A 15,370-nucleotide genomic window follows, 5' to 3' on the forward strand; every position below is an offset into this window, starting at 1 on the left:
CAGCTCAGGGCGGGACCCGGGACGGGGCCGCTCCGGCGGATCCTCCGTCATGCGAGCGCGTCCAGGCGGGCCATGTCCTCGTCGGAGAGACGCAGTTGGGCCGCACCCAGGTTCTCGGTCAGGTGGTCGACGGACTTGGTGCCCGGGATCGGCAGCACGACCGGCGACGTGTGCAGCAGCCAGGCCAGCGCCACCTGGGACGGCGTGGCGTCCAGCTCCCGGGCGATGTCGGCGACCGGGCTGTCCGGCGCGGCCAGGTCGCCGGTGGCGATCGGGAACCACGGGATGAAGCCGATGCCGTGCGCGGTCGCGTAGTCCAGGACCTCCTGCGACTGCCGGTTGGTCAGGTTGTACAGGTTCTGCACGCTGACGATCTCGACGACCTCGCGGGCCTGCTCGAGCTCGGCCACCGAGACCTCGGAGACACCGATGTGGCGGACCTTGCCCTCGTCCTGCAGCTCCTTGAACGCACCCAGCTGGTCGGCCAGGGGCACCTCGGCGTCGATGCGGTGCAGCTGGATGAGGTCGATGCGCTCCTGCCTCAGGGTGCGCAGCGAGAGCTCGACCTGCTGCTTGAGGTAGGCGGGGCGGCCGACCGGCGTCCAGATGCCCGGGCCCTGCCGGGTCAGGCCGGCCTTGGTCGCGATGACCAGGCCCTCCGGGTAGGGGTGCAGCGCCTCGGCGATGATCCGCTCGCTGACCACCGGGCCGTAGGAGTCGGCGGTGTCGATGAAGTCCACGCCCTGCTCGACGGCGGCGCGGACGACGGCGCGGGCCTTGTCCGGGTCGGCCGGCTCGCCCCACACGCCGGGGCCGGGCAGCTGCATGGCGCCGTAGCCGAGGCGGTGGACGGGCAGGTCCCCGCCGATGGAGAAGGTGTCGGTGGGCGCGACCGTGGTCATGCTGCCTCCAGGGGTCGGCCCGCGGCCTGGTGCCACGGGGTCTCTGGGTGGGGCAGCCCGCGCAGCGGGGGTTGCTCTTCCGGGATGTGACCGCCGGCACAGCGAGGAGTGGCGATGGGCGAGATCGTCGTGCTGCGGCACGGGCAGACCGAGTGGAGCCTCAGCGGCCGGCACACCGGCGTCACCGACCTGCCCCTGCTGCCCGAGGGCGAGGAGCAGGCCCGCGGGCTGCGCGGCGCGCTCGCCGACCGGCCGTTCGCCGCCGTGTGGGTCAGCCCGCGGTTGCGCGCGCGGCGGACCGCGGAGCTGGCCGGGCTCACCCCCACCGCCACCGACGAGGACCTCGTCGAGCTCGACTACGGCGGCTACGAGGGCCGGACGACGGCGGAGATCAGCGAGGAGCTGGGCCGCACCTGGTCGGTGTGGCTCGACGGCACCGTCCCCGGGGAGACGCCCGGCGAGACGCTGGGGGACGTCGGCACGCGGGTGGACCGGGTGCTCGACCGCGCGCGCCCGCTGCTCGGGGACGGCGACGTGCTGCTGGTCGCGCACGGGCACGTGCTGCGCATCCTCACCGCGCGCTGGCTCCGCCTGGAACCCGCAGCCGGGGCGCTGTTCGCGCTGCCCGCGGGCTCCTACGGCGTCCTGGGGCACGAGCACGCCCGGCCGGCGCTCACCGGCTGGGGCCTGCGCTGACCCGGGCGGCCGGCGGCGGGGCGGGCCGCCCGAACAGCCAGCCCTGACCGAGGTCGGCGCCCAGGCGGGTGACCTCGTCGGCGAGCCGCTCGGTCTCCACGCCCTCGGCCACGACCTGGGCACCGAGGGTGTGCGCGAGCTCGACGACCGACCGCACCATGGTGCGCGCGCCGTCGTCGGGCAGCGCCTGCACCAGCGCACGGCCGAGCTTGACGACGTCCGGGCGGACCGCGGTCAGCAGCGAGCGGCTCGACCAGCCGGCCGCGACGTCGTCCAGGGCGACCCGCCAGCCGAGCGAGCGGTGGTGCTCGAGCACGGACAGCAGGTGCCCGCGGTCGCGGACGGCGGACAGCTCCCCGACCTCGACGACCAGCCGGGAGGGGGCGATGCCGGCGTCGTGCAGCGCCCGGGCGGTGCTGGCCAGGCTCACCTCGGGCCGGTGCACCGAGGCGGGGTCGGAGTTGACGAACAGGTCGCCGTCCCCCAGCCAGGGCACCGCTCCGGTGATGGCCGACTCGCGGCCGATCCGGTCCAGCCGGGGCAGCCAGCCGGCGGACTCGGCGACGAAGAACAGGTCCTCGCCGCCGACCTCGCGGCCGTCGACCATGCCGCGCAGCAGCGCCTCCTGGGCGACGACGGCGCGGTCGGCCAGCCGGACGATCGGCTGGTACACCGACCACAGCTCGGCCTCGGCCAGCAGGCCGATCTCCGCGGTGATCCCGCGGCGGGCCAGCTCGACGGCCAGCGTCGGTGCGGTGAGCAGCCGGGCGGCCAGCGCCGTCCACCCCTCCGGCGGGTCGGTCGCCACCCGCAGGTCCTCAGCCTCCGCCGTCGTCAGCTCGCGGGCCAGCCGGTGGAACAGCCGGTCGACTCCGCGGCCGCCGTCCTCGTCGTCGAGGTCGAGCAGGTCGGGCGCCGCGGACACCGACAGGCCCAGCGCCCGCGCCGTCCGGGCGACCTCGGCGAGCAGGTGCGCGTCGGGGGTCGCCAGGAGGACACGGGTCGCCCGGGCGGGCAGGTGCCAGTACTCCCGGCGCCGGACTCCTCGGTCGGTGCTCACCACTCGACGAGGATGACCGAGGGCCGCAACCGGACCGGACAGGCGCGCGGTCGGCGATGATAGTGCAGAGGCACTAATTACGGCGACGTTCAGCCCCAGATGTGTCGTCGTCGCTCACTTGACTGTCTAAGGTCAGCGCCATGGTGGTTGTGCAGCAGTCCGAGCCGGTGCGCTCCCCGCGCGGCGGTCGCCCCCGGGATCCCAGCCGGGACAGCGTCATCCGAGCGGCGATCCTGCGGCTGCTGGCCGAGGTGGGCTACGGCGCACTCACCATGGACGCGGTCGCTGCGGAGGCAGGCGTCGGCAAGGCGACGATCTACCGGCGCTGGCGCACCAAGCACGACCTCGTGGTCGACACCATCTCCGACATCAACCGGGTGATCGCGGTGCCGCCCGACACCGGGTCGGTCGAGGGCGACATCCGGGCCGTCATGGACCTCGTCGTCACGACCGTGCAGAGCCCGGCGGGCGCGGCGGTCCGCTCGCTGCTGCCGGCGATGCAGTACCAGCCGGCGCTGGTCGAGGCCTTCCGCACCGGGCCGCTGGCCATGTGGCGCAGCGCCTTCGCCGAGGTGTGGGCGCGGGCCGAGGCGCGCGGGGAGGTCGGGCCCGGCCTGGACCGCTCGGTGACCGCGGAGACCGTCAGCGCGCTGATCGTCCAGCGCTGGCTGCTGACCGGCGAGCCCCTGGACGAGGCCTACGTCGACGCGGTCTTCGCGTCCGTCGTCCTGCCCCTGCTGGACCGCGCCCGGCCGACCGCCTGACTCACCAGCCGAGCGTGCCCGGCTCGCCCTTGAACGGACCGACGACCTCGTCGGTGATCCAGCCGCCGTAGAAGCCGCCGGCCTGGGCCCGGACGACCTCGCCGTCGACGAGCGCGCGGTCGACCCGGCTCGGGTAGAAGGCGACGGCGCCGCGCAGGTGGGCGTAGCGGTCGACGGGGGCCTCGTACGACCAGCCCACGGCCGGGAACCGCTGACCGTCCACGACGGCGTCCCAGTAGGTCGCCGCACCCTTCCACTCGCACCACGAGCTGCCCGACGCGCGCTCCAGGACGCCGTCGGCGACGTCCTCGCGCGGGACGTAGTAGACCGGCGGGTGGCTGGTCTCGCAGACGCGGACCGCCCGGCCGGTGCTGGCGACCACCCGGCCGCCGAGCTCGACGACGACCCGCCGCCCCGTCACCTCCGCCGAGGGCGGCCGGGGGTAGTCCCAGACCGACTCCTGGCCGGGACCGACGGGGTCGGGGCGGGGGTGTGCCACGTCAGTCGTTGCGGTGCCGGACCTTCTGGACCAGCACGAGGGTCATCAGCAGGCCGACCGCGCCGACCGCGGCCATGCCCGCCGGCGTCTGCAGGAACTGCTGGACGGCGGCCTGGCCCTTCGACTTCAGTCGCTGTGGGCTGCTCCGGTAGACCAGCTGGTCCAGGGTCGCCGCGAGGGACTCACGGGCGGCGTCGATCTCCAGCTGGATCTGTCGAGGGTCGCGAGGCACGGGCGACAGCCTGCCAGACGGCGCCCAGGGCGGCGCGCCAGTCGACCGGGAGCCACCCGCACGGGGGCGTCCCCATACGCTGGGACCACGCGGGAGTGGTGTAACGGCAGCCACGCCAGACTTAGGATCTGGTGCCTCCGGGCGTGCGGGTTCGACTCCCGCCTCCCGCACACGTGGGTCTCCCCCGGTGGCGAGCCCGAACGGCTCGCCGGGGCGCCGTGCACACCGCTGCGGTCCAACGCTTCGGGCCGACGAGGGCGCTCGCCCCGCGGGAAGGGGGCGGCCCCGCTGCCCTCGGTTTCGAGCAGCGGGGCCTGGCCGCAGCGATCCCCCGGGAGATCACCGCGGCTGCTCATCGGGCGCCGGTCACCACGTCAGTGCGGGTCAGCGCTTCGGCGCTCGGAGCTCGCCGGTGTGGACCAGGTGGTCGGCGACGTCGCGGACCTTGGTGTTCGTGGTCATGGACGCGTGCGCCAGCAGCTGGAACGCCTGGTCAGCAGTGATCTTGTGGCGCTCCATGAGGATGCCCTTGGCCTGGTCGATCACGGCGCGGGAGTCCAGGGCGGCCTGCAGGTTCCCGACCATCTTCTGGGCGCCCTCGTACTCCTGCATGTTGCCGATCGCCACGGCGGCGTACGGCGCGAAGCCCGTCGCGGTGGAGCGGCTCTCGTCGTCGAAGGCGCGCGCCTCGCGGGCGTAGATGTTGAGCGCCCCGGTGGTGCCGTCGTCGATGACCAGCGGCACCGACAGCGAACTGAGGTTGCCTCTCCCGGCGGCTCGACGCGCGTAGTCCGCCCACCGGTCCTCGATCCTGGTGTCCAGGATCTCGGTCAGCTCGCCGCTCGCGGCCGCGTGCAGGCACGGCCCCTGCCCTTGGCCGTACTGGACCTCGTCGAGGTCTGTCGCGAGCTGCCCGGTCGAGACGACGGTGACCGATCGTCGCGAGGTCATGATCAAGATGGACGCCTCCGGGTTCCCGGGCATCACCGACTTGGCCGTGTCGGCCACCGCCTGCAGCAACGACTGCATCGACATCTCGCGCAGCGTCAGGCGGCCCAGGCGCTCCAGCGCCTCTCCAGCTCCACCAGCGGACGACTGGTCGTCACTCGACATGGGCGCACACTCCGGTCGGTAGTCGAACCGGGGCTCCCACCTCGGCGGCGTGGCCTCACGCTGGGGCCTCCGCGCTGCCCGCGCCGTCTCACCGGCGCGGCGTGGACGCGGCTTCTGCGCGTCTCGGTCGGACCCTACGCCTCGTGCGGCCGGACTGCTCCCTGTTCCGGCCCCTAGGCAGCGCGGGCCCCGGCCCAGGCGGATCCACCGACCTGGCCCGGGGGACGAGGGCCGCCACGGTCGGGCCGGCGGCTTCGGGACCGTCCTCCCTCTGTGACCCGGTCGGGTGCCCCGGCCGGGTCAGCCGAGCCCGACGCGCAGCTCCAGGGCGGTCGATGGGCGCGTGGGGTCGTCGTCGTCCACCACGGCCAGCAGGTGCACCTCGCCGTCCCGCGCCGCGCGCAGCGCCAGCCCCTCCACCTTGGGCACGTGCGCATCGACCTCGGGGACGGCGGCGACGTCGAGCACCGTGTCGCCGTCGAGGAGCACCAGCGCGGCGGCCACCACGGGACCGTCGTCCACGGCGTTGGGCGTGTCCTCCGCGGCGGCGCTCACCAGCAGCCGGCCGTCGGGCAGCGCGATCGCGTCGGTGACCGCGAGCCCCACGCCCGCCACCTCACCGAGGTCGTAGACCCGCGGCTGCTCGACCGGCACCGCCCCGGCGGACCCGCGGCCCCCGCGGCCGAGGACGGCGTCGACCAGCCCGGCCAGGGGGACGTCGACGCTGCCCGGGCGGACGCCGGCGGCCAGGTTGCCGCGGTTGAACCACCGCACGGTGCCGCCGTGCCGGCTGGCGCCCTCGAGGTTGAGCTGGCCCTCCGGGACGCCGAGCCGCTCGGCCACGAGCCCGTACAGCGGGGCCAGCTCGCCGGCCTGGACGACGGGGTGGCCGTCGACCAGCCGCACCAGCACGCCACGCGTACGCCGGTCCGTCGACCCCGAGCCGAGCAGCAGGACGGCCGGCTCGCCGTCCACCTCGGCCGGGCAGGCCACCTCGAGGTCGGGCTTGAGGCGCTTGGTCCCGGCCGCCTCGCTGAACCGGTCCAGACCCTCGACCGGGGGCAAGACGCGCACGGGGGTCACCGAGCCGTCCCGGAGCCAGGCGGCGGACGTCGCGTCGTCCTGCGCGACGAGCCAGCCCTCGCCCAGGGGCGCGATCGCCGAGGCCGCGGTGACCGGGGTCCCGTCGTCGAACCGGAGCGGACGCACGTCGCCCAGCGAGATCCGCACGGACCAACTCTGCCTGCACGCGCGGCGACCCGCGACCGGACTCGTCTTCGCTGGTCAGCGGCCGGAAACTGTCGTACCCCCGGCCTAGGTTGGGGGCATGTTCTTCGGCGGGGGGTTCGGGGTCGGGCTGACGGTGGCCGACCTGGCGCCGGCTGCCGTCGGTCCGCCGGTGGTCGGGTCGCCGGTGCTGGCCGAGGTGCTGCCGGTGTACGCCCGCACGGCGGCGGAGAAGGCCGCGGAGCTGGAGCGGGTGCAGCGGGTCAAGGCCGAGCTGGCCGCCTACGAGGTCGAGTTGGTCGCCGCGTTCGCCGCCGACCGCCCCGACACCCTCGACCGCCAACCCGGCCAGCGGGGTGCGGCCGCCGGCGCGGGGGACGGCTCGGTGCCCGGCCCCGGTGCGCCCGCCGGGGTGAGTGAGTTCTTCGCCGACGAGCTGGCGCTGGTACTCAACTGCTCCCGGACGGCGGCCAGCGTGCTGGCCGAGCACGCCTCCACCCTCACCGGCACGCTGCGCGCCACGCTGGCCGCGCTCGCGCAGGGCCGGCTGGACTGGTCCCGCGCCCGCACCATCGCCGAGGAACTCGGCGACAAGGTGCGCGGCACCCACCCGCAGGTGCTCGCCGCAGTCGAGGCCGCGGTGCTGCCCGAGGCGATGTCGCTGTCGGTGCGCCGGCTGCGGGACCGGCTGCGCGCCGAGCTGGCCGCCCGCGACGCCGCCGCGGTCGACCGGGCCCGGGCGCGCGCCCAACGCGCGGTCGACGTGCGCCGCCGCCCGGCCGCCGACGGGGTCAGCGAGCTGGTCGCCGGGATGACCGACGAGCTCGCCGCCGCCTGCCAGACGGTGATCGACGACCTCGCGCGGCGGGCCAAGACCGCCGGTGACGCCCGCCCGATCGGGATGCTGCGCTCCGGCGTGCTGGCCGACCTGATCCTGCGCCCCTGGGCCGCACCGGACCCGGTGGCCGCGCACCTGGAGGTGCAGGTGCCCCTCGGCGCCCTCACGCCCGACCGGTTCCTGGCCGCCGGCTCGCCCGTGCTCCCGGCCCTTGCGCGGCCCGGCGCGGTCGCGCAGCCCACCGGGGCGGTGGCCGGGGTGCCGATCACCGCCGCCCACGTCCGCGACCTGCTCGCCCAGCTCGACGCGATCGGCCTGCAGGCCCCGCCCGGCGGGACGCTGCAGTTCTCGTTCACCGACGACCGCGGCGCGCTGACCGCGGTGGCCACCCTGCGCGAGCTGCGCGCCGCCGCCCGCCGCGGCTGCCCCACCCACCCCGAAGCCGGCTGCGGCTGCCCGGTCATCGGCCGGCCACCGCCGACCGGCGCCTACCCCCCCACCCCCGCCCAGCAGCGGTTCCTCCGCACCCGGGACCGCACCTGCCGCCACCCCGGCTGCACCAACAAAGCGGTGTGGGCCGACGCCGACCACGTCATCCCCCACGCCCAGGGCGGCGCGACCGACTGCGCCAACCTGTGCTGCCTGTGCCGCCGCCACCACCGGCTCAAGACCTTCGCCCCCGGCTGGACCCACACCATCACCCCCGACGGGCTCCTCACCGTCACCACCCCGAGCGGGGTCACCCGCACCAGCCGGCCACCCGGCCTGCACCTCACCGGCCCCCGCGTGCTCACCCGCCCACCCGACCAGCCACCCGACCCCACCGACGACCCACCACCCTTCTAGGGCTCGCGACGCGAGGAGAATCACAGCACCGCGTCGTCGCTGTTCAGCGGCTTGCTGAGCGTGAGCAGGGCCGGACGCCCGCGACAGGACCCGTAGCCTGGGAGAGCAGGCCTGCCGCGCACCGCTGCCCCGGCCGGGCCGCCCCTTCCCCTGCACGTCATCGACCCCGCCGGAGCTCATGACCTCGCCACGCCCCGAGACGACCGATCGACCCGAACAGCCCGAGGAGAAGCCGCAGGGCGCCCAGCTGAGCGCCACCCAGGTGGCGGCCGGTGCCCTGGCCGCGGTGTCCTCCGCGGTGGTGGCCTCCTTCTTCGGCCTCGCCGGCACGCTCATCGGCGCCGCGCTGGCCAGCGTGATCAGCACCGTCAGCGCTGCCCTCTACAGCAACTCCCTGCAGAAGACCAACGAGCGATTGCGCCAGGCTCGCAGCCAGCTGACCGGGAAGCAGGCCAGGGTCGAGGAGACCCGGGTCCAGGAGGCCCCGGCCGCGACCCCGGTGACCCAGGTCCTGCCGGCCCACCTCGACCCGCGCCGCGCGCCGGCGCGGAAGGCCCGGCCGCGGTGGACCAGGGTGGCCGTCTACGCCGCCGCCGTCTTCGTCCTCGCCATGGGGATCGTGACCGGCATCGAGCTGATCGGGCAGCGGCCGGTGTCGGCACTCGTCGGCGACACCGAGACCGCCCGGACGACGACCATCGGCGCGATCACCAACACCTCGTCGTCCACCGAGGAGCAGGACGAGGGTGACCCCTCGACCCCGACGTCCCCCACCACCACCGCGCCGGCCACCGCGACCGACGCCCCGGCGCCCGAGGACGGGTCGACGTCGGAGGACGAGGACGCCGAGGAGACCGGCTCGGCGACGCCGACGCGGACCTCCGAGGCCGAGCCCACGACCGGGAGCGAGCCCACCGAGGCCCCGGACGAGTCGTCCGAGGAGGCGGTGGAGGACGAGCCGGCGCCCGCGGCCGAACCGACCGGCTGACCCCACCACGACGACGCCCGCGGCCCCGGTGAGAACCGGGGCCGCGGGCGTCGTGGCACGTGCCGGCTCAGATCCGGACGGCGACCCTCGCGTCGAACCAGGCCTCCAGCTGCTCGGCCGCCATCGGCCGGCCGATGTGGTGGCCCTGCGCCACGTCGCAGCCCATCTCACCGAGGCGCTGGCAGGTGGCCTCGTCCTCGACGCCCTCCGCCACGGTCGTCAGCCCGAGGTTGTGCCCCAGCTCGAGCACCGACCGCACGATCAGCGCGTCGCTCGGGTCCGCCGCCATCGACGCGACCAGGGAGCGGTCGATCTTCACCCGGTGCACCGGCAGGTCCTTGAGCTGGGCCAGCGAGGTGTAGCCGGCGCCGAAGTCGTCGATCGACAGCGTCACGCCGCGCTCGGCGAGCTCGCCGAGGATCCGCCGGGCCCGGTCCGGGTCGGCCGTGATCGCGCTCTCGGTGACCTCCAGCTCCAGGCAGGACGCGGGCAGCCGCCAGTGCGCGAGCAGTTCGGCCACCTCGGCGACGAAGTGCTCGTCGTGCAGGTTGCGGGCCGAGACGTTGACCGCCACACCGAGCAGCCGGCCGGCGTCCCGCCACCGGGCGCACTGCTCCAGCGCCGCGTCGATGACGTAACGGGTCAGCGGCTCGATGAGCGGCGTGCGCTCGGCGAGCGGGATGAACTCCCCCGGCGGGATCAGGCCGCGCTCCGGGTGTTGCCAGCGCACCAGCGCCTCCACACCGCACACGCGCGCGCCGGGCAGTGTGATTTTCGGCTGGAAGTGGAGGACCAGCTCACGGTTGTCGATCGCCCGGCGCAGCTGGCCGAGCAGACCCAGCCGCTCGGGGCTGTGGTCGTTGAGCGAGGGGTTGTAGACGCACACGCCCAGCCCCCGGTCCTTGGCCGAGTACATGGCGATGTCGGCGTTCTGCAGGAGCGACTCGAGGTCGTCCCCGTGCCTGCCCGACAGCGCGATGCCGATGCTCGCGTCGACGTCCAGGGAGATGCCCTCGACCGCGATGGGCGCCTCCATGGCGGCCAGCGCCCGGACCGCCAGCTGCTGGGCGGATTCCTCGTCGACCACGTGCGGCAGCAGGACGGCGAACTCGTCGCCGCCGAGCCGGGCCACCGTGTCGCTGCCGCGGACCGTGGCGCGCAGGCGGTCGGACACCGCCTGCAGGACGACGTCGCCGTAGGCGTGACCCAGGGTGTCGTTGATCTCCTTGAACCGGTCCAGGTCGATGAGCATCAGGGCCACCGTCCCGGTGCCGGCGTCCGCCAGTGCCGCCTCGCCCTGCTGGTGCAGCAGCGTGCGGTTGGGCAGGCCGGTCAGCGCGTCGTGCAGGGCCTGCTGCCGGTTGCGCTCGGCCTGTGCCACGGTCTCGCGGCGGCTGCGGCTGAGCACCGAGGTGAACCAGGCGACGAGGGCGAGTCCGGCCCCGAAGGCCACCGGCGTCGCCACGAGCAGGACCCGCTGGACCTCCTCCACGAAGGCCAGCGCCTCGCCGACCCGCTCCCAGTGCTGGGTGGCCTCGCCCCGGACCAACGTCGCGAGCGCGTCGTAGTGGGGATCGACGTACACCTCCTCGAACCGCTCGGCGGTCCGGGGGCTCTGCCCGGTGGCGACCACCAGCTGGTCGACGGCGAACTCGTACCGGGCGTGCAGCCGCAGCCACTCGCCGGTCCGGTCGGTGTGACCGGCCCCCGCGACGGTGCCCATCTCCTCGATCGCGTCGCGGGTGGCCGCGCCGGCCGCGTCGAACGCGGTGCGCGACCAGTTCTCCGGTTCGACCGTCAGCTGGTCGACGAGGGTCTCCTGGAGCAGCAGCGAACGCTCCACCTGCTCCGACCACTTCGACACCGCGGCGCTCTGCTGGGCCTCCGCCGAGGCCCGTGCGTTCGTCACCGCGGCGGTCACCGAGAAGGCCGTGAGCACGAGCAGGACCGCGACCAGACCGGCGCTCGCGGCGTGCGTGGACAGCCGGACGGGGGCGCCCCGCCGCACGCGGGTCACCGGCTCACGTGGTGAGCCGGGCGTGAGGAGCCAACGGCTGCGCTGCATCGTCCCTCGTCGTGGCCGCACCCGCACGACGCGGGTGACAGCAGGGGGATCGGGTGCCCGGGCACGTCGGTGCAGCCCGGAGCCGCGCCTGCCCCTCCAAGGGGTGAGGGAGGGCGGTCAGGACCGGCCGACGAGCTCCGCGACCAGCGGGACGAGCGCGGCGAAGGCCTGCCCGCGGTGGCTGCGGGCGTCCTTCTCCTCGGCGGTGAGCTCGGCCGCCGTGCGGTCCAGCCCGTCGGGCAGGAACACCGGGTCGTAGCCGAAGCCGTTGCCGCCCCGCGCCTCGCGGACCACCTGTCCCCGCCAGGACCGCTCGATCACCCGCTCGGCGCCGTCGGGCGTCACGACCGCGGCCGCGCAGACGAACGCGCCACCACGCCGCTCGTCGGGCACGTCGGCCAGCTGGCCGAGCAGCAGGGCCGTGTTCGCCGCGTCGTCCCCGTGCCGGCCCGACCACCGCGCGGACAGGACGCCGGGCATCCCGTTGAGCGCGTCGACGGTCAGTCCGGAGTCGTCGGCGACCGCGGGCAGCCCGGTGTGGCGGACCGCCTCACGCGCCTTGAGCAGCGCGTTCTCGGCGAACGTCGCCCCGGTCTCCGGTGCCTCCGGGTACTCCGGCACGTCGCGGAGGCCGACCACGGCGACCCCGGGGACGGCGCTGCGCAGCAGCCGCTGCAGCTCGGCCAGCTTGCCGGGGTTGCGGGTGGCCAGCAGCAGCCGCCGGTCGCTCATCGGGCGCCGGCCCGCTGCAGCGCCTCGGCCTGGATCCGGGTCAGCTCGGCGCAGCCGCCGACGGCGAGGTCGAGCAGCGCGTCGAGCGTGCCGCGGTCGAAGACGCCGTTCTCGGCGGTGCCCTGCACCTCGACGAAGCTGCCGTCGCCGGTGCAGACGACGTTCATGTCGGTGCCGGCGCGCACGTCCTCCTCGTAAGCCAGGTCCAGCCGCGGCTGTCCGTCGACCACGCCCACGCTGACCGCGGCCACCGACTGCAGCACCGCGCCGGGCCGGACCAGCTTCTTCCGCTCCCCCAGCCAGGAGACGGCGTCGGCCAGGGCCACGTAGGCGCCGGTGATCGCCGCGGTCCGGGTGCCGCCGTCGGCCTGCAGCACGTCGCAGTCGATGGCCACGCTGTTCTCCCCCAGCGCCGCGAGGTCGATCGACGCGCGCAGCGAGCGGCCGATGAGCCGGCTGATCTCGTGCGTGCGCCCGCCGATGCGGCCCTTGACCGACTCGCGGTCACCGCGGGTGTGCGTGGCGCGCGGCAGCATCGCGTACTCCGCGGTGACCCAACCCAGGCCCGAGCCCTTGCGCCACCGCGGGACCCCCTCGGTGACGCTGGCCGCGCACAGCACCCGGGTGCGGCCGAACTCGACCAGCACCGAGCCCTCGGCGTGGTCCAGCCAGTTGCGGGTGATCGTCACGGGACGGAGCTGGTCGGCCGCCCGGCCGTCGGGGCGCGGGCTCGCGGCTGCTGCGGTCACGTGCGCCGACAGTAGTGCGCGCTCCGAGTGCCGTCCGGTCCGCCTGGGCAGGACCCCGCCGTGCGATCGGAGCTGCGAGAGATCCGGACCGGCGGCGCGCCCACGGTGGTCGACCTGACCGACGAGTGCGCCGAGTTCGTGCGAGGCGAGGCCGACGGCCTGCTGCACGTCTTCGTGCCGCACGCGACGGCGGGCGTGGCGGTCATCGAGACCGGCGCGGGCAGCGACGAGGACCTGCTGGCCCAGCTCGACGTGCTGCTCCCCCGGGACGAGCGCTGGCGGCACCGGCACGGCAGCCCGGGCCACGGCCGCGACCACGTGCTGCCGGCGTTCGTGCCACCGCACGCCAGCATCCCGGTGGTCGAGGGCCGCCTGCAGCTGGGCACCTGGCAGCGGGTCTGCCTGGTCGACACCAACACCGACAACCCGGAGCGGCAGGTCCGGCTGTCGTTCCTGGCGGGGTGAACCGCCCGGCGCGCCGACCGCGCCCGCCGGCTGACCCGCCGGGGGGACCGCACGTGGAAGTGGACGGGTCGCGCACGGCAGGATGCCGGTCATGACCGACACCGACAGCGGCCTCGACACGGCCCCCGTCCGCCTGTCCCCGGGCGATCTCGCGCCGGAGTTCACGCTGCCCGACGCCGACGGCAACCCGGTGTCGCTCAGCGCGTACCGCGGCCGCCGGGTGATCGTCTACTGCTACCCCGCGGCGATGACCCCCGGGTGCACGACGCAGGCCGTCGACTTCACCTCCTCCGCCGGCGACCTGGCCGAGGCGGGGCTGGACATCATCGGCATCTCCCCCGACCCGCCGGAGAAGCTGCTGCGGTTCCGCGAGAAGGAGGGCCTGCGGATCACCCTGCTCTCCGACCCCGAGAAGCGGGTGCTCGCCGCCTACGGCGCGTACGGGACCAAGAAGCTGTACGGCAAGGAGGTCGTCGGCGTCATCCGGTCGACCTTCGTCGTCGACGCCGAGGGCCGCATCGAGAAGGCCGGCTACAACGTCAAGGCCACCGGGCACGTCGCGAAGCTGCGCCGCGACCTCGGCCTGGACTGAAAGAGGACCCCTGCAGGACGGCAGTTCCAGTACGTGACCGGTCACGCCCGCCAGGTGCCCGGCCGCGGCTGGCACCCCGGACCGCAGGACCAGCCCGGTTCCCAGGGGAAGGCGCCGTCCTCGTGCGTCCAGGTCAGCTGGAACGCCGGTACGGAGTGCTCCGGCGGCCGCCGGTAGAAGCGGTTGGCGCCGAGCAGAACCTCACCGGGGTTGGGTGAGGGCTCGACGAAGAGCTGCCCGGGGCGGCCGCCGTCCCAGCGGACGAGCTCGCCGGGCACCAGGTCCCGCCCGGCCGCGACGTCCTCGGCCACCCGCTGCAGCAGCGCGTGCGCGGTGTCCACCCCCAGGCCCACGACGACCAGCTCCGGGTGGCCGAGCCCGAACAGCCCGATGGTGTAGCCGAACGGGGGCTCCTCGTCGTCCTCGCAGCCGACGTACTGCACCGCCCAGCGGTGCCGGCGGATCACCCGGGCGAGGTGGGCGTCCTCCTGGTCGAGCCAGGCGGTGGTCTGCGGGTCGAGCGACATGGCCGGGAGCGTGCCCGGGTGGGACGACGGCGGGCCGGCAGCCTGTGGACGGCGCCGTGCCTGTGGAGACAGCCGCGGATCGTCACTCCCCCGCCTCCGCGCGGCGGGCGCGGGCGCGCCGGCGGCCCTCGTGCATCGCCTGCACCCGGGCGACGGGGATGGTGTGGCCCTCGGCGACCAGGTCCGCCGGCAGCTCCTGCGGCCCGGGCAGCAGCGCCGTCCACGGGTCGCCGTCCCCCAGCCGCTCCGGCGCAGTCCGCACGGTGACGTCCCCGGGGCGCACCGACGGCAGGTCCGCCCACGACACCGGCGCCGACACCGGCAGCTCGGGACGGATCCGCGGGCTGTACGCGGCCACGATCGTCGAGGAGCCCGAGCGGGTGGAGTCGAGGAACACCCGCCCGTGCCGGTCCTCCCGGATGTAGGCGGTCGTGGCCAGGTCCGGGTCCAGGGCGGCGGCGCGGGCGGCCAGCGCGCGCGTCGCGGCGGCGGCGTCCTCGAAGTCCGCGCCCCGCACCGGGACGACGACGTGCACGCCCTTGGACCCGCTCGTCTTCACCGCCCCGGCGAGCCCGGCGTCGGCCAGCGCGCGCCGCACCAGCTCCGCCGCCTGCACGACCACGCCGAACTCCGCCCCCTCCGGCGGGTCGAGGTCGAGCACGATCCCGGTCGGCTGCTCCTCACCGGCGCGGGAGAAGGGCACGTGGAACTCCACCGCCCGCTGGTTGGCCAGCCACAGCAGCGTGCGCCGGTCGTCGCACAGCACCTGGTGCACCTCGCGGTGCGCGCCGTAGGACCACACCGGGACGGTGCGCACCCACTCCGGCGCACCCTTGGCCACGTTGCGCTGCATGAACGGCTCCTGGCCGGGCCGCACCCGCTTCACGGAGAGCGGACGGCCGGCCAGCTGCGGCACCAGCCGGTCGGCGAACGCGTCCAGGTGGTCGACCAGCTCGCCCTTGGTGACCTCGAGCCCGTCGCCCAGCGGGGCGTCGAGGCTGGTCAGCCGGACGCCGTCCCGTTCGTCGTCGACCACCGGCCCACCGTGCCCGGCCGCGCCCGGCCGGGCAACCGC

At 75.2% G+C, this 15,370-nt stretch carries 17 protein-coding genes and 1 tRNA gene; 7 read left to right on the top strand and 11 right to left on the bottom strand.

What is annotated here, in order from left to right:
• Positions 1–47: 47 nt before the first annotated feature.
• Complete coding sequence (locus BLR12_RS23505; RefSeq protein WP_091383059.1) at positions 48–902, bottom strand: aldo/keto reductase; 855 nt, start codon at positions 900–902, stop codon at positions 48–50.
• 114 nt (positions 903–1,016) lie between these two features.
• Here BLR12_RS23505 and BLR12_RS23510 point away from each other — a divergent pair, with 114 nt between their 5' ends.
• Complete coding sequence (locus BLR12_RS23510; RefSeq protein ID WP_091383061.1) at positions 1,017–1,598, top strand: histidine phosphatase family protein; 582 nt, start codon at positions 1,017–1,019, stop codon at positions 1,596–1,598.
• Here BLR12_RS23510 and BLR12_RS23515 read toward each other — a convergent pair.
• Positions 1,576–2,658, bottom strand: coding sequence for an EAL domain-containing protein (locus BLR12_RS23515; RefSeq protein WP_255363735.1), 1,083 nt, complete (start codon positions 2,656–2,658; stop codon positions 1,576–1,578). The two genes, BLR12_RS23510 and BLR12_RS23515, sit on opposite strands and share 23 nt — an antisense overlap.
• A gap of 140 nt (positions 2,659–2,798) precedes the next feature.
• Between BLR12_RS23515 and BLR12_RS23520 the strand changes: the two genes are divergently transcribed.
• Positions 2,799–3,422, top strand: a complete 624-nt coding sequence (locus tag BLR12_RS23520; protein WP_091383064.1) for a TetR/AcrR family transcriptional regulator — start codon at positions 2,799–2,801, stop codon at positions 3,420–3,422.
• A gap of 1 nt (position 3,423) precedes the next feature.
• On the opposite strand, the gene BLR12_RS23525 is transcribed toward BLR12_RS23520, so the two are convergent.
• Positions 3,424–3,921 carry a DUF427 domain-containing protein gene (locus BLR12_RS23525; protein WP_091383066.1) on the bottom strand — a complete coding sequence of 166 codons (498 nt, stop codon included), beginning with the start codon at positions 3,919–3,921 and terminating at the stop codon, positions 3,424–3,426.
• A gap of 1 nt (position 3,922) precedes the next feature.
• Complete coding sequence (locus BLR12_RS23530) at positions 3,923–4,153, bottom strand: DUF3618 domain-containing protein (RefSeq protein WP_091383068.1); 231 nt, start codon at positions 4,151–4,153, stop codon at positions 3,923–3,925.
• 89 nt (positions 4,154–4,242) lie between these two features.
• On the opposite strand from BLR12_RS23530, the gene BLR12_RS23535 reads away from it, so the two are divergent.
• Positions 4,243–4,323, top strand: a tRNA-Leu gene (locus BLR12_RS23535).
• A gap of 214 nt (positions 4,324–4,537) precedes the next feature.
• Here BLR12_RS23535 and BLR12_RS23540 read toward each other — a convergent pair.
• Positions 4,538–5,266 (bottom strand): GAF and ANTAR domain-containing protein, encoded by a 729-nt coding sequence (locus tag BLR12_RS23540; protein WP_091383070.1) that lies wholly within the window; start codon positions 5,264–5,266, stop codon positions 4,538–4,540.
• Positions 5,267–5,566: 300 nt separating this feature from the next.
• Entirely contained in the window at positions 5,567–6,496 is a 930-nt protein-coding gene (locus BLR12_RS23545) for a DUF6910 family protein (protein WP_091383072.1), read from the bottom strand.
• Positions 6,497–6,593: 97 nt separating this feature from the next.
• Here BLR12_RS23545 and BLR12_RS23550 point away from each other — a divergent pair, with 97 nt between their 5' ends.
• Positions 6,594–8,177 (top strand): HNH endonuclease signature motif containing protein, encoded by a 1,584-nt coding sequence (locus tag BLR12_RS23550; protein ID WP_091383074.1) that lies wholly within the window; start codon positions 6,594–6,596, stop codon positions 8,175–8,177.
• Positions 8,178–8,355: 178 nt separating this feature from the next.
• A complete protein-coding gene (locus BLR12_RS23555) occupies positions 8,356–9,165 on the top strand; it encodes a hypothetical protein (protein WP_091383075.1) in 810 nt (269 codons plus the stop codon).
• 67 nt (positions 9,166–9,232) lie between these two features.
• On the opposite strand, the gene BLR12_RS23560 is transcribed toward BLR12_RS23555, so the two are convergent.
• The 3 genes from BLR12_RS23560 to rph all read right to left on the bottom strand — a co-directional run bounded on the left by BLR12_RS23560 (position 9,233) and on the right by rph (position 12,711).
• On the bottom strand, positions 9,233–11,182 hold the full coding sequence (locus tag BLR12_RS23560) for a putative bifunctional diguanylate cyclase/phosphodiesterase (RefSeq protein ID WP_143018843.1): 1,950 nt from the start codon (positions 11,180–11,182) through the stop codon (positions 9,233–9,235).
• A gap of 165 nt (positions 11,183–11,347) precedes the next feature.
• The gene (gene rdgB / locus BLR12_RS23565; RefSeq protein ID WP_091383080.1) at positions 11,348–11,962 is read right to left on the bottom strand and encodes an RdgB/HAM1 family non-canonical purine NTP pyrophosphatase; all 615 of its coding nucleotides are present in this window, start codon (positions 11,960–11,962) and stop codon (positions 11,348–11,350) included.
• A complete protein-coding gene (gene rph, locus BLR12_RS23570) occupies positions 11,959–12,711 on the bottom strand; it encodes a ribonuclease PH (protein ID WP_091383082.1) in 753 nt (250 codons plus the stop codon). The genes rdgB and rph overlap by 4 nt, the downstream gene beginning before the upstream one ends.
• Positions 12,712–12,771: 60 nt before the next feature.
• On the opposite strand from rph, the gene BLR12_RS23575 reads away from it, so the two are divergent.
• The gene (locus BLR12_RS23575) at positions 12,772–13,176 is read left to right on the top strand and encodes a YjbQ family protein (RefSeq protein WP_091383084.1); all 405 of its coding nucleotides are present in this window, start codon (positions 12,772–12,774) and stop codon (positions 13,174–13,176) included.
• A 91-nt stretch (positions 13,177–13,267) separates the two neighbouring features.
• Entirely contained in the window at positions 13,268–13,768 is a 501-nt protein-coding gene (gene bcp / locus BLR12_RS23580) for a thioredoxin-dependent thiol peroxidase (RefSeq protein WP_091383086.1), read from the top strand.
• Positions 13,769–13,809: 41 nt separating this feature from the next.
• On the opposite strand, the gene BLR12_RS23585 is transcribed toward bcp, so the two are convergent.
• Complete coding sequence (locus BLR12_RS23585; protein WP_091383087.1) at positions 13,810–14,295, bottom strand: DUF4262 domain-containing protein; 486 nt, start codon at positions 14,293–14,295, stop codon at positions 13,810–13,812.
• Positions 14,296–14,377: 82 nt separating this feature from the next.
• Complete coding sequence (locus BLR12_RS23590) at positions 14,378–15,331, bottom strand: DNA polymerase domain-containing protein (RefSeq protein WP_091383089.1); 954 nt, start codon at positions 15,329–15,331, stop codon at positions 14,378–14,380.
• Between the last annotated feature and the right edge of the window lie 39 nt (positions 15,332–15,370).

The sequence above is a fragment of the Geodermatophilus sp. DSM 45219 genome, from assembly GCF_900104025.1.
In the GTDB taxonomy this organism is placed as follows: Bacteria; Actinomycetota; Actinomycetes; order Mycobacteriales; family Geodermatophilaceae; genus Geodermatophilus.

Excerpts from the sequence above, each read along its gene's own strand:
- BLR12_RS23505 (WP_091383059.1), bottom strand. The coding sequence starts at position 902 with ATGACCACGGTCGCGCCCACCGACACCTTCTCCATCGGCGGGGACCTG.
- BLR12_RS23585 (WP_091383087.1), bottom strand. The coding sequence starts at position 14,295 with ATGTCGCTCGACCCGCAGACCACCGCCTGGCTCGACCAGGAGGACGCC.
- BLR12_RS23555 (WP_091383075.1), top strand. The coding sequence starts at position 8,356 with ATGACCTCGCCACGCCCCGAGACGACCGATCGACCCGAACAGCCCGAG.
- bcp (WP_091383086.1), top strand. The coding sequence starts at position 13,268 with ATGACCGACACCGACAGCGGCCTCGACACGGCCCCCGTCCGCCTGTCC.
- BLR12_RS23540 (WP_091383070.1), bottom strand. The coding sequence starts at position 5,266 with ATGTCGAGTGACGACCAGTCGTCCGCTGGTGGAGCTGGAGAGGCGCTG.
- BLR12_RS23550 (WP_091383074.1), top strand. The coding sequence starts at position 6,594 with ATGTTCTTCGGCGGGGGGTTCGGGGTCGGGCTGACGGTGGCCGACCTG.
- rdgB (WP_091383080.1), bottom strand. The coding sequence starts at position 11,962 with ATGAGCGACCGGCGGCTGCTGCTGGCCACCCGCAACCCCGGCAAGCTG.
- BLR12_RS23510 (WP_091383061.1), top strand. The coding sequence starts at position 1,017 with ATGGGCGAGATCGTCGTGCTGCGGCACGGGCAGACCGAGTGGAGCCTC.
- BLR12_RS23520 (WP_091383064.1), top strand. The coding sequence starts at position 2,799 with ATGGTGGTTGTGCAGCAGTCCGAGCCGGTGCGCTCCCCGCGCGGCGGT.